The organism is Chryseobacterium sp. JK1 (assembly GCF_050632815.1).
Taxonomy (GTDB): Bacteria; Bacteroidota; Bacteroidia; order Flavobacteriales; family Weeksellaceae; genus Chryseobacterium.
In genome coordinates this window covers 2,094,925-2,107,484 of the sequence record NZ_JBODRU010000001.1, presented here as the reverse complement: position 1 = coordinate 2,107,484, position 12,560 = coordinate 2,094,925, and the positions used below count along the sequence as shown (strand labels likewise).

The 12,560-nt window shown below is 35.6% G+C and carries 11 protein-coding genes; 3 read left to right on the top strand and 8 right to left on the bottom strand.

Features of this window, described 5'->3' with window-relative positions; translation table 11 throughout:
* Window positions 1-44 precede the first annotated feature (44 nt).
* Entirely contained in the window at window positions 45-791 is a 747-nt protein-coding gene (locus tag ACQ76T_RS09515) for an SDR family oxidoreductase (protein ID WP_431343069.1), read from the bottom strand.
* Between the two features lie 400 nt (window positions 792-1,191).
* Between ACQ76T_RS09515 and ACQ76T_RS09510 the strand changes: the two genes are divergently transcribed.
* Both ACQ76T_RS09510 and ACQ76T_RS09505 read left to right on the top strand, forming a co-directional pair.
* Window positions 1,192-2,145: a DUF6624 domain-containing protein gene (locus ACQ76T_RS09510; RefSeq protein ID WP_431343068.1), complete on the top strand. Its 954-nt coding sequence runs from the start codon at window positions 1,192-1,194 to the stop codon at window positions 2,143-2,145.
* A 40-nt stretch (window positions 2,146-2,185) separates the two neighbouring features.
* Window positions 2,186-2,521 carry a winged helix-turn-helix transcriptional regulator gene (locus tag ACQ76T_RS09505; RefSeq protein ID WP_431343067.1) on the top strand — a complete coding sequence of 112 codons (336 nt, stop codon included), beginning with the start codon at window positions 2,186-2,188 and terminating at the stop codon, window positions 2,519-2,521.
* A gap of 159 nt (window positions 2,522-2,680) precedes the next feature.
* Here ACQ76T_RS09505 and ACQ76T_RS09500 read toward each other — a convergent pair whose 3' ends face one another.
* Window positions 2,681-4,192, bottom strand: a complete 1,512-nt coding sequence (locus tag ACQ76T_RS09500; protein ID WP_431343066.1) for a hypothetical protein — start codon at window positions 4,190-4,192, stop codon at window positions 2,681-2,683.
* A 224-nt stretch (window positions 4,193-4,416) separates the two neighbouring features.
* Window positions 4,417-6,636, bottom strand: coding sequence for an NADP-dependent isocitrate dehydrogenase (locus tag ACQ76T_RS09495; protein WP_431343065.1), 2,220 nt, complete (start codon window positions 6,634-6,636; stop codon window positions 4,417-4,419).
* A 356-nt stretch (window positions 6,637-6,992) separates the two neighbouring features.
* On the opposite strand from ACQ76T_RS09495, the gene tpx reads away from it, so the two are divergent.
* A complete protein-coding gene (gene tpx, locus ACQ76T_RS09490) occupies window positions 6,993-7,496 on the top strand; it encodes a thiol peroxidase (RefSeq protein WP_431343064.1) in 504 nt (167 codons plus the stop codon).
* 128 nt (window positions 7,497-7,624) lie between these two features.
* On the opposite strand, the gene ACQ76T_RS09485 is transcribed toward tpx, so the two are convergent.
* Genes ACQ76T_RS09485 through ACQ76T_RS09465 form a run of 5 tightly spaced genes read right to left on the bottom strand, consistent with a single transcriptional unit; the run spans window position 7,625 to window position 12,545 of the window.
* Window positions 7,625-7,996, bottom strand: coding sequence for a winged helix-turn-helix transcriptional regulator (locus ACQ76T_RS09485; protein ID WP_431343063.1), 372 nt, complete (start codon window positions 7,994-7,996; stop codon window positions 7,625-7,627).
* Window positions 7,980-8,480, bottom strand: coding sequence for a G/U mismatch-specific DNA glycosylase (mug, locus tag ACQ76T_RS09480; RefSeq protein ID WP_431343062.1), 501 nt, complete (start codon window positions 8,478-8,480; stop codon window positions 7,980-7,982). The genes ACQ76T_RS09485 and mug overlap by 17 nt, the downstream gene beginning before the upstream one ends.
* 19 nt (window positions 8,481-8,499) lie before the next feature.
* On the bottom strand, window positions 8,500-10,119 hold the full coding sequence (locus ACQ76T_RS09475; protein ID WP_431343061.1) for an MFS transporter: 1,620 nt from the start codon (window positions 10,117-10,119) through the stop codon (window positions 8,500-8,502).
* Window positions 10,120-10,121: 2 nt separating this feature from the next.
* On the bottom strand, window positions 10,122-11,162 hold the full coding sequence (locus ACQ76T_RS09470; protein ID WP_431343060.1) for an HlyD family secretion protein: 1,041 nt from the start codon (window positions 11,160-11,162) through the stop codon (window positions 10,122-10,124).
* 12 nt (window positions 11,163-11,174) lie between these two features.
* Window positions 11,175-12,545 (bottom strand): TolC family protein, encoded by a 1,371-nt coding sequence (locus tag ACQ76T_RS09465; protein ID WP_431343059.1) that lies wholly within the window; start codon window positions 12,543-12,545, stop codon window positions 11,175-11,177.
* Between the last annotated feature and the right edge of the window lie 15 nt (window positions 12,546-12,560).

The following is a 12,560-nucleotide window of genomic DNA, read 5'->3' as shown; positions in this document are numbered from 1 at the left end:
GGTAACTTTTTTACCGGGACCAATGATAACATCTCTGCTATAATTTATAATGTCATGCCGCCATCTATAATAATTTCGGTGCCTGTCATGAAACTGGAAACACTTTCATCAGAAAAATGAATCACCAGTTTTGCAACGTCTTCAGCGGTTCCTATCTTTTTTAAAGGAATTGAATCAATCACCCATTCATTAATTCCTTCCAAAGTTTTTTGGTCTAAACCGGCTTTATTCATAATCTCAGTTTTTGTAGGACCTGGGCTCACGATGTTAACACGGATTTTTCTTGGAGCCAATTCTACTGCTGCTGTTTTTGCAATTGAATTCAAAGCGGCCTTACTTGCCTGATAAACCGAACTGTTGGGATGATATGTTGATGCAACAATAGAGGATAAAAAGATAACAGAGGCTCCGTCATTCAGTAAAGGGATGAATTTATTTAACGTAAAATAAGCTCCTCTGAAATTGATATTCATTACCTGATCGAAATTTTCGACATCCATATTCTCTATAGAAGTAAGACTTCCTGTAATACCTGCATTAATGAACAGGATATCAACTTTGCCAAACTGCTTTTCTACTTCTTGTTTTAGAAGATCAATATCTTCAAGATTAGCCTGATCGGCAATCAAGGGAATCGCACCAAGTTCCTGGGCGGACTTTTCAACAGCTTCTTTTCGTCTTCCGGTAATGACCACCGTTGCTCCTTCTGAAATAAGTTCTTTTGCCGCAGCGTATCCAATTCCGCTATTTCCTCCTGTCACAATCGCTAATTTATTGCTTAATTTTTTCATTGTAAATTTTTTGACAAAGTTATTTTAAAACGGTATACTTTTGTAATCAGTATAACAGAGTATACCAGTGTAATCAATGATATCACTTAACTTTGTAATTGTATAAATAGCTTAAAATTAATAAATTGTAATATTTTAAAACACCCCGCATTGAACGATTACACCAAATGGGTTCACCTGTAATAACTTCCGGGATTTGAAAATAATGAAGGAGTAATTACTAAAATTGGAGTTTATAAAATGATTTAATAACTCAATCATCAAAATAAATTTTATATTAGTAGCATAAATGGCTTTATGAACGTTGTATCGGTTAGACTTGTAGGAATTTAAATATGAGCAGCCATTTTGAAAACAGAATATATCCATGTAAAACTTAACAATTAAATACAGAAAAAAAATGAGAAACACTATTTATACTTTGTTGTTATTCTTTTTATTCACAAGCATTAATGCTCAAGAATATTCAAAATTAATCAATGAAGCTAATAAATTATATGAAACAAAAGATTATAAAACCTCTACAGATTTATATAGTAAAGCTTTTAAAATTGAAAGCAAAAATCCAAGTCACTTATATAATGGAGCATGTTCATCTTCTTTAGCAGGAAATACGAAAAAAGCATTTAAATGGTTGAATTTATCAATAGAAAATGGTTGGGCAAATCTAAAACATTTAAAGTCTGATACGGATTTAGAAAACTTACATTCAAAAAAAGAATGGGGGAAAACAATTGAAAAGTTAGAAAAAAAATTGGCGTTAATAGAAGCTAATTATGATAAACCATTACAGGCTGAATTATTGGGTATTCTTGAGGAAGACCAAAAGTATAGAGTTCAAATGAATGAAACTCAAAAAAAGTTCGGTCAAGATTCTAAGGAAATGAATGACCTATGGAAAATAACAATTCAGAAAGACTCCCTTAACTTATTAAAAGTAAAAAAAATATTAGATGAAAAAGGCTGGGTGGGTAAAGACAAAGTAGGCGCACAGGCCAATAGTGCATTATTTCTTGTCATTCAACATTCAGATTTGGAAACGCAAAAGAAATACCTGCCTATGATGAAAGATGCCGTAGCAAAAGGAAATGCAAGTTCAGGTTCTTTAGCTTTGTTAATTGACAGAATAGAAATTCGAGAAGGTAGAAAACAAATATACGGAAGTCAGATAGGAAGCAAACCAAATGATAAAACGCTTTATGTTTTACCTTTACTTGATCCTGACAATGTAGATAAAAGAAGAGCAGAAGTTGGTTTAGGTCCAATCTCTGAGTATGTTAAAAATTGGAATTTAATTTGGGACGTTGAAAAGTATAAAAGTGAATTGCCCGAATTAGAAAAACTAAATAAATAGAAAAACGTCTGTTAGCAGCAATTCGCATAACTTTATCACTATGGAAAGAGATCAAACCGAGGAGCTTAGAGCATTGCAGGACACCCTTTATTTTATTGGTGGAAAGTGGAGAATTCCTGTTATCAATTCGCTTTGTAATGGCAATAGAAGGTTCAGAGAGATTGAAAGAAGTATTCCGGGAATTACTACCAGAATGCTTTCAAAAGAACTGAAAGATATGGAAATGAACAAGCTGATAAAGCGTACCGTTTATCCGGATACTCCTGTTTTAATTGAATATGAAGTCACAGAGTATTGCCGCACATTTGGAAATATTATTCAGGAAATGATTATTTGGGGAAGGGAACATAGGAGAGTGATTGTGGAGGATAGATAGGGGAGGGTTTGTAGGGATTAAGGATTATGTATTCACTGGTCTAGATAAGTAAATAGGTACTCAGCATTCCCCTCATTTGGGGGGGCAAAAATTCAAAGAATTTTTGACGGGGTGGTTATTATATAAAAAAAGCTCCTTGAAAAAGGAGCTTTCATTTATTTATTGTTTTAATAAAGTTTGTTTATGGACTATTTTTCCGTCTCTAATAATTGTTGCATAATAAGTGCCGGGTAATTGTCTTTCCAGATCAAAGCTTATATTGTTTGTATCCAGTATTACTGTACCTCTTGCATCTACTACTATTAATTTTAAGTTTTCCGTTTTCTTGGAGGTTGGAGTAAATCTTTTTCCCATTGGTGGAGGACCACAAGGGTCTATTTCTATAAAATATACCGATGGAGAGCTGCTGGATTTAGCAATTGCATATCGATCACAAGATTTCGGTGCAGGTGGCTGTATGGTGATTCCGCTTTTAAGGACACCACAGTCTGTTATCGCTGAGGTTTCAACAAAGAAACTCCAGTCATATCCAAAACCATTGGCACTGTAAGAAAAACCTGTTTGTGTTGAGCCATCATCTGTTCTTTTCCACATAAAATTATTTGGTGTTATTCCCTGATCTTCTAAAGATACATTTGGAATATCGCTGATGGCATAAAATGTAACATAATTGGTGTTATTTGGATCAGCTTTGAAACTATATCTTGGAGTCCCTACAAATATTTTTTTACTCAAACTCTTTGTCTGTCCACAAGAATTGGAAATATTAGCATTAAGCGTAAACAAACCTTGTTTCTTTAGAGATAGATTGATGGAAGTAGGTGAAGATGATATTATTTCAGCAATTGATGGGTCTGATACACTCCATGTTGTATTGGTAATCGTTGAAGAGTTTATGGTATAAGTCGCATTGGAAGGGAAAGAACATACATTGGTAGATCCAGTGATTGTTATTGAAGGATCAATATTGGCAAAGGCTGCTGAAGAAGTAAGTGTTCCCTGACCAATATTTTCCCATACCGGAGTCACTTTTACCAGATCAGGTAATACTCCTGGAGTGGTAGGAGTAAGTGTAATACTTGACCCTGCCGTAATCGTTCCTGTTGTCGGAACACCGTTCAAATTCCATCCCTGCCCAATATTCCACTTATAGCTAAAAGATCCTTCGTTTGTGTTGCTAGTACAGGTAAAAGTTACAGGTGCAGGATTGTTACAGTCTATATATGATTTCAGAGGAGATAAGCTGAAAGTAGGTTTCTTCTGGAATGTAATTTTATTGGAATACCATTCTACCCCATAAGGATTTGATTTGAGAAAAGCGACAAGATAATTATTATAGCTATAATTTAAATCAAAACTGTCAACATTTAAATCGAAACTTACAAAACCAGTAAGTATATTGCTATATGTAACCTCTTTAAGAACTTTATAGTTACCATTTCCTTTATATAAACGGATTTCAAACCAATAAGGACCGGCTTGATACCCTGTTACAACGTTATATAAAACATTGAATTTAACATTAACAGAGCCAGCTGTAGGCATTGATATCGGAATATTAATATCAGCAGGATTGTTGTTGACGGCTAAGGTTCCAATATTCATACTCAAGGTTTGTGCGTTTCCGATGAATGTAATCAGAAGAATACAGAATAATAAGATTTTTTTCATAGATTTTTAGATTTGAGGAATAAATGTAATTAAAAAACGAATAGAAATGTTTTTTAATTGATGAATAGTTGTAAAAGCTTTTGAATATTGGGTTTTATAAGTGTTTTTATTTCTTTAATTGGTGATTTTTAATAGTTTTTACAGTCCGAATTATTCATGAAAAGGTAATAAACAAAAAAAGCTCCTTGAAAAAGGAGCTTTTTTTATATTCAATCAGTTAGAAATTAAATTCCGTCAATGATTTCATTTAAAACAGTACTTGGTCTCATAGCAGCATACGTTTTATAGGTATCTGTTTTGTAGTATCCTTCAATATTTTGAGATTTACCTTGAGCACCGATTAGTTCAGCATTGATTACTTCTTCATTTTCCTGCATAGCCTGTGCAATTGGAGCAAACTGAGCAGCCAATTCAGCATCAGCAGTCTGGTTAGCTAGCGCCTCAGCCCAGTACATTGCCAAATAGAAGTGAGAACCTCTGTTATCAATCTGGCCTACTTTTCTTGCAGGAGATTTATCTGTAGCTAAGAATTTAGCATTGGCTTCATCCAATGCATCCGCTAAAACCTGAGATTTTGTATTCCCCTGAGTTTGTGCTAAATGTTCTAAAGAAGCCTGAAGTGCAAGGAATTCACCTAGAGAGTCCCATCTTAAATATCCTTCTTCAAGGAACTGCTCAACGTGTTTTGGAGCTGAACCTCCGGCACCTGTTTCAAACAAACCACCACCGTTCATTAATGGAACAATAGAAAGCATTTTTGCAGAAGTACCCAGTTCAAGAATTGGGAAAAGGTCTGTTAAATAATCTCTTAATACGTTTCCGGAAACAGAGATTGTATCTTTACCTTCTCTTGCTCTCTTAAGCGTTTCAGTCATTGCGTCTTTTACATCAAGGATTCTGATATCAAGACCTGCAGTATCGTGATCCGCAAGATATTTTTCTACTTTTTTGATGATCTCTCTGTCGTGAGCTCTTCCTTGGTCTAACCAGAAGATCGCAGGAGTATCGGATAATCTTGATCTGTTTACAGCCAGTTTTACCCAGTCCTGGATAGGAGCATCTTTAGTCTGACACATTCTGAAGATATCATCTTTTTCTACTTTCTGAGAAAGAAGAACGTTTCCAGCTTCATCCTGAACTTCTACCGTTCCGTCAGCAGCTAATTGGAAAGTTTTGTCGTGAGAACCATATTCTTCAGCTTTTTGAGCCATTAGACCTACGTTGGGAACAGATCCCATTGTGGTAGGGTCTAGTTTTCCGTGTGCTTTCATATCATCAATTACAGACTGATAGAAACCTGCGTAAGAACGGTCTGGAATAATACAAACGGTATCTTCTTCATTTCCTTCTTTGTTCCACATTTTACCTCCTCCTCTTACAAGAGCAGCCATAGATGCGTCAACGATGATGTCAGAAGGCACGTGGAAGTTCGTAATTCCTTTGTCAGAATTTACCATGGCCACTCTAGGTCCTTCAGCAAGAGCTTTTTCAATATCAGCTTTGATGTCAGCCTCCTGAGCATTTCCTTTGATTTTTTCAAAAAGATCAGCAAGACCGTTATTAGGATTGATGTCTAAAGACTTGAAAGTCTCAGCATATTTAGTAAATACTTCTTTGAAGAAAGTCTCAACGATGGCTCCGAAAATAATGGGATCAGAGATTTTCATCATCGTTGCTTTAAGGTGAGCAGAAAGAAGTACATTTCTTTTCTTAGCTTCCTCTATAGCTTCCTGAACAAATACTTTTAATGCATTTAAGTTCATTACAGAAGAATCGATTACTTCACCAGCCTGAAGACCTGCGAAGTCTTTTAATACAGATTCAGAACCGTCGTTTCCTTTGAAAACGATTCTGTATTTTGTAGCATTTTCTAATGTTGTAGAAGTTTCTGTACCGTAGAAATCACCATTATTCATGTGTGCTACGTCAGTTTGGCTGTCAGAAGCCCAGTTACCCATTCTGTGAGGGTTGGCTTTTGCATAGTTTTTAACTGCTTTTGGAGCACGTCTGTCAGAATTTCCTTCTCTTAATACAGGGTTTACAGCACTTCCTAAAACTTTAGCATATTTAGCTTTAATTGCTTTTTCTTCATCATTTTTAGGCTCTGCAGGATAATTTGGAACGGCAAAACCTTTACCTTGTAGCTCAGCAATAGCTGCATCCAATTGAGGGACAGAAGCTGAAATGTTGGGTAATTTGATAATATTAGCGTCAGGTTGAGTAGCCAGTTGTCCTAGCTCTGATAAAGCATCCCCAATTTTCTGATCATCTTTTAAGAACTCAGGAAAGTTAGCTAAAATTCTTCCTGCCAAAGAAATATCCGGGACTGCAATCTCAATATTTGCTGATTTAGTAAAAGCTTTTACGATAGGTAAAAATGAGTGAGTCGCCAACATTGGAGCTTCATCAGTAAGTGTGTAATAGATTTTTGATTTGTCTGACATTATACTGTTGTTTTTTATTTGAAATTTTAAGTTTCACAAATTTACTAAATATGATTGTTTTATTTGGGTATTTTGAATAAAAAAAGAGGCATTTGTCTCTTTAAATTTATATTGGTGCAATTGTATAGCTTCCGGTTCCGTCCAGATTTATTTTAAAAGTAATTTTATAATTTTTAGGAGTGGATTGGGCGTTGGGGAAATTAATTTCATTATCTCTTACACAGAAAACGTATGATTGGCAAAACTCAATGTCAGAAGAAAAGCTTTTATTTTTACTTTAAGATTAATTTAACCTTAATAAGACTGGGAAAATTTTCTTTTTTGACTAAATTTGAAAAACTAAAAAAATAAATATTATGTCAACGACAATCACTTTAAAAGGAAACGAAGTACACACAATAGGAACATTACCATCAGTAGGAAGCACTGTAAAAGATTTTGCATTAGTAGATTCTGGATTAAATGTGAAAAACCTGGAGAGCTTTGAAGGAAAGAAAAAAGTATTCAACATTTTCCCAAGTATCGATACTCCTACTTGTGCAGCTTCCAGCAGAAAATTCAATGAAGAGGCTTCAAAACTTGATAACACTGTAGTAATCAATGTTTCTAAAGATCTTCCGTTCGCATTGGGAAGATTCTGTGCAGCTGAAGGTTTGAATAATGTAGAAACACTTTCAGATTTCAGAAGCAGCTTCGGGGATGACTATGAAGTGACCATCACCGATTCTCCTTTAAAAGGACTTTTAAGCCGCGCAGTTATTGTTACAGACGAAAACAACAAAGTAGTTTATACAGAACAGGTTTCAGAAATTGCTAATGAGCCTAACTATGACGCTGCACTTGCTGCATTGAACAATTAATAGATTGAGTTGTGCTGTAATAAGCATGATCTTAAATTATAAAATAATAGAACCCCAAAGCAAAAGTTTTGGGGTTCCTGTTTAAAGACAATACTCATCATATAAACGACTCTAATTTGAGATCATCTTCATAATTTTTGTGATATTAACAGTGGAGTAGTCGATTCAAGAATAGTTTCCTCACTGCAATATTGATGTTCCCATTTTTCAAAGAGAGACAAAATAGGAAGAAGAGATATTCCTTTCTCCGTAAGTGAATACTCTACTCTGGGAGGTAATTCTTTAAATTCTTTTCGAACCAATACATCATCATTTTCCAACTCTCTCAACTGATCTGTAAGTACTTTTCTGGAAATCGGATGAATGCTAGCTGCTATTTCTCCAAAGCGTAATGTTTTTTTACCGATGGTTACAATAATGATGGGTTTCCATTTATTTCCCAGCACACTGGTTGCTTTTCCTAAGGGATATTCTGGCAGCCTTTTATTGTATAGATTCATGATAAAGCGATTTATAATGAATTGTAAGTTCTTCAATGCTGAAACCACGATTCAGGCCACTGGGATTGGGAAGTACCCAAACTGTAGCATTCTGCATTTTTTCAGACTGTTTTCCCCATACAATCTGTTTTTTCCCAGAAAATATAGCATACGCAGCTTTTCCTAAAAAGGCAATATATTTGGGTTGATACATCTCCATTTTTTCCTGAAATATTTTAAATGACTGTTCAAATTCTTCCTTTGAAAGCTCATCTGCTCGTACAGTTGGCCTTGCTACAGCTGTAGTAAGCCCATATCTAAACTGCAGGAGGTCTTTATCATGAAAGGCTGAAATTTGATAAGAAGTAAAACCTGCCAAGTGAAGTACCTTCCAGAACCGATTACTTTTTCCAGAAAAATGATGACCGTCCCAGGCTGATTTTAGGCCAGGATTTATTCCACAAAAAATAATACTAAGATTTTTATCAATAATATCTTCTAACATAGAAATTTGATTTGTAGGGTTAGGCTTTACTGTTTAAACTTTCTGAAAAAGTCTTTGGCACTTTTTGCATTCCCAAACTCATATAAGTCTTGTGCAGCAAAGGGATGATCATAATAAGAAGAGCGACTAATGATAATCCAATTCCGAATGTCATAAAAATGGCTCTGTTTGTCAACAACTGGCTTTGTTGAGCAATAACCTGAGCTAGCTGTGAATTTGCCATTAAAGAACTCTGCTCTTGCCATATTCCTTTTGAGATATAAAGAGTTTTATAGGAATTCAGACGGTCAATTGTATTTTGGTTTTCTGAAGTAAGGCTGTTGAGAAACCCTTCTTTGAAATACTGGTTAAAATAAAGCTGCAGATTATAAAACCCAACAAATGAATTTAACGTTGCTGTAAAACGGGTGTAAGCGGCAACAATTAAACCCGTCGTTCCTGTATGAGGAGGAGCCGAGGAGAGTACAAAAATCATGATAGGTACAAATAACAGTCCTGAAGCCGAACCTTGCACGAAAATCGGTAACATCAGATCTTCAAACGATAAATCCGGTGTTAAAAAGTAAGACATCCAAAAATTGAAACCCGCCAGAACAATAAATCCCGGAGCCAGAAAAGCTGTTACAGAAATCTTCTTTACGATGATCAAACGGATGGCAATAATCAGGAAAAGTACCATTCCGCTTAAATTACAAAGGGCCAGGGTAATCATGTCCAAGGTACTCCATTTAAGGACTCCTGTTGTATAATTATAGATAAGATTAATACTGTCTTTGGTTCCGTAATAAATAGCCAGAAGTGCAAGCCCAATCATGAATTTTGGTGAGTGAAATACATCTAAGTTAACAACAGGTCTTTTTGCAGTATACTGTCTATAAATGAATAAGAAAAGTCCGGTGGCTCCAGTAAGAGTACTCCAGCAAATGCGGGAATCTTCAAACCAATAATATTTTGATCCATATAAAAGAGTGTAAGCAATAGAGATAATAGTAACTGCAAATACAGCCATACCTGCAAAATCGGTTTGGTACAAAGGATAGCTTTTCATTACTGATTTTCTTTTAAGAACCAAAAGAACTAATCCCAACATGATGATCTGGAAAAAGATCAAACCATAGTAAATGAATTTCCAATCGAATGTTTCTACGATAATTCCGGAAGCGAGTCCAATTAAAACCGTATTGCTCAACATTGTTCCATAAAAAACGGCAGCGCCAATACTCCTTGATCGTTCAGGAGGCAATAGCGAAAAAACGAGTGTCAATGAACAGACAATTACATTTCCCGCGAAAATCCCCTGGAAAAAACGAAGCACCAAAAATAAGATAAGGTCCTGACAATAAAAGCAAGCTAAATTCAGTAAAATAGTTACAACAAGATTGAAAAGTAAGTAACTTCTGGTTTCAAAATATCTCAAAAAACGAAATTGTATAGGCAGGATCGTAATGATTCCTGCATAGGTAGCCATTACACCAAACCAGATATCTTCAGGCTGCGCTCCCCAATAGGAAACCATATAACTTTGAGTAAGAACAAACATTCCCAGCTGTACCAGTCCGGACAATAAGAGCAGAAATAAGGTTATTCGACTGATCCATTTCCAGTTTTCCGTCCAATCTTTAAAATAAACTGACTTCATGATTAAGATTTTTTTCTGATAGAAACGGTGACATTCATTCCCGCAACGATTCTATCTGTATTTTCTTCTGTAAATTCAATTTTTACGGGTACTCTTTGAATGATTTTAACAAAATTCCCTGTTGAGTTATCCGGTTGCAACAATGAAAAACGGGACCCAGTGGAACCTGCAATAGCAGTTATTTTTCCTTTAAAAATTCTATCCTTAATAGCGTCTATTTTTATTTCCGCCGGTTGCCCGATATACATATCCTCAATCTGGGTTTCTTTGTAATTGGCGGTGATCCATTTTGAACCTTCATTAATAATGCTCACCAACGGCTGCCCCGGTTGTATCTGTTGACCTTCCTGAATGGTTTTTCTTCCCAATCTTCTGGAATAAGGCGCTTTGATGACCGTGTAAGATAAATTAAGTCTGGCAAGTTTCAGAGCAGCCTCTTTTCTTTTAATATCTGCCTGTAACAATGCAAAATGGGTTTTTAGTTCTGTCACTTTTGCTTTCGTTGTTTTAAAGCTGTTTTGTGCAGCACTATAATCACTTTCAGATACATCATACCGAGCTTTTACCTGTTCAAGTTCTGCGCCTGTGGCAGCTTCTTCATGAACCAAATTTTCGTATCTTTTTATATCCTTTTCTTGTTGAATGTATTTGGCACGAGCTCCCTTTATCTGATCACGATTCACCTGAGTGCCGGATTCCGCAGAACTAATAGCTGCAGAAAGTACCGTTATCTGAGCCTTAGCATTTTCATAATCGGCTTCGGCTGCTGCCAACTGTGCAGAATATTCGCGGTTGTCCAGAATAACGAGTGTATCATCTTTTTTCACCATTTGATGCTCATTAAACATCACTTTTTCAATATATCCGCCGGCTCTCGCTGAAACGGGATTGATGTAGGATTCTACCTGTGCATCGTTGGTTTCTTCATAATTTTTATTGTATTTCAAATACTTGAAAAAATAAACGGCTCCTGCAATTATGATAAAAATTGCCACGGTTTTGATAACAATAGGGCCGGGATGAGTTGAGTAGTCTTTTTTCATTTTCTTGATGTTTTATAAATTTCCACTTGTATATAAAATATGATAATAAATTGTCAGAGCTTCTGTCTGTGCGCTTACAAGATTCAGCCTGGATTCCTGATATAGATGATCTGCATCCAGTAAATCCGTTAACAGAGAAAGTTGATTTAAATATTTTGTGTTTACGATTTTGTAATTCAGTTTTGCCTGTTCTACCGATTTTTCATTCACGGAAATTCGGTTGAGGGCTTCATTGTATTTGATGTAATAAGCTTTGATTTCTGAACGAACACTATTGCGATGGTCTTGTTGAATCAGTTCCAGCTCCTTTACACGTAATTTGGCAGCAGTTATTCTGTCTTTACTTTTATAAAGAGATGAAATATCGTAGTGAAGTTTTAAACCCACAAAACCAATGGAATATGCTTGGTCTACAGACGGAAAGAATAAATAATTGGGATAATTCAGTCCATATGAACTGTAAAAGCTCAAAGAAGGCATCGTATCACTTTGAAGTGTTCTTAGTTTTGTACGTTGCAATTCAATATTTTCGCCTGATTTCTGTACAATAAATGCTGAGTTTTCAGCCTTTTCAATAAGAGCAGGCAGCGATTCTACTTCAGGTTTTTCAACCCCGGCAGAATCTGTAGGGACTATAGTGACAGAATCCGGAAGATTCATGGCAACAACTAATTTCTGATTGGCAATGGCAATATCATTTTGATTTTGTTGTAAAGAAAGTTCAACATTAGAGACAATTACCTGTGCTCTGAGAACGTCACTTTTCGTCACTTTTTGATTTTTATATAATGACTGAATATTTTCCAGTCTTATCTGAGCTCTTTTAAGCTGATCCGAGATAAATTTCTGTAATTCGTTCAGCCTAATCAATTCGAGATATTGGCTTGCTGTATAAAAAGCCGTATTTCCAGATAAATCCATGGTATTTATTTGCGCGAGTTTTAATCGTGAGTGTTGCTCTTTCTGTAGAGATCGCTGCTTGCCGCCGCTGTAAATATTGAAAGTAACTTCAATCCCCAAATTAGCCGAATTGGATGACGGCCTTCTAGCTCCGGAATCGGAATGACTTAAACCATTTGTAAACAAAGTAAGATTCGAAAAGCGTTGATAAGAACTTCCTGCCTGCACGTTCGGTAAAGCCGCTTTATCAATATCTTTTTGATCTTCAAGTGCAGCCTGTTCTTCATAGCGGGCAGCCTGTACGGAATTATTCTGCTTTTTGGCAAGGCGGATAACCTCTTCAAGAGAAAGGTTGTATTTTTCTGTCAGGTTATCCTGAGAAAATCCAGCCACTGGAAATAATAGAGAAAAACATTGGGTTAATATAAAATAGAATCGTCTTTTCATATTAAAAAATATAGGGTAAAGTGCTGATCTTGTCATGAATTAAGATTGAAT

Coding starts and splice junctions, on each gene's coding strand:
- ACQ76T_RS09485 (WP_431343063.1), bottom strand. CDS start 7,996: ATGAATCTATACAATAAAAGGCTGCCAGAATATCCCTTAGGAAAAGCA.
- ACQ76T_RS09470 (WP_431343060.1), bottom strand. CDS start 11,162: ATGAAAAAAGACTACTCAACTCATCCCGGCCCTATTGTTATCAAAACC.
- ACQ76T_RS09500 (WP_431343066.1), bottom strand. CDS start 4,192: ATGAAAAAAATCTTATTATTCTGTATTCTTCTGATTACATTCATCGGA.
- tpx (WP_431343064.1), top strand. CDS start 6,993: ATGTCAACGACAATCACTTTAAAAGGAAACGAAGTACACACAATAGGA.
- ACQ76T_RS09495 (WP_431343065.1), bottom strand. CDS start 6,636: ATGTCAGACAAATCAAAAATCTATTACACACTTACTGATGAAGCTCCA.
- ACQ76T_RS09510 (WP_431343068.1), top strand. CDS start 1,192: ATGAGAAACACTATTTATACTTTGTTGTTATTCTTTTTATTCACAAGC.
- ACQ76T_RS09505 (WP_431343067.1), top strand. CDS start 2,186: ATGGAAAGAGATCAAACCGAGGAGCTTAGAGCATTGCAGGACACCCTT.
- ACQ76T_RS09515 (WP_431343069.1), bottom strand. CDS start 791: ATGAAAAAATTAAGCAATAAATTAGCGATTGTGACAGGAGGAAATAGC.
- ACQ76T_RS09465 (WP_431343059.1), bottom strand. CDS start 12,545: ATGACAAGATCAGCACTTTACCCTATATTTTTTAATATGAAAAGACGA.
- ACQ76T_RS09475 (WP_431343061.1), bottom strand. CDS start 10,119: ATGAAGTCAGTTTATTTTAAAGATTGGACGGAAAACTGGAAATGGATC.
- mug (WP_431343062.1), bottom strand. CDS start 8,480: ATGTTAGAAGATATTATTGATAAAAATCTTAGTATTATTTTTTGTGGA.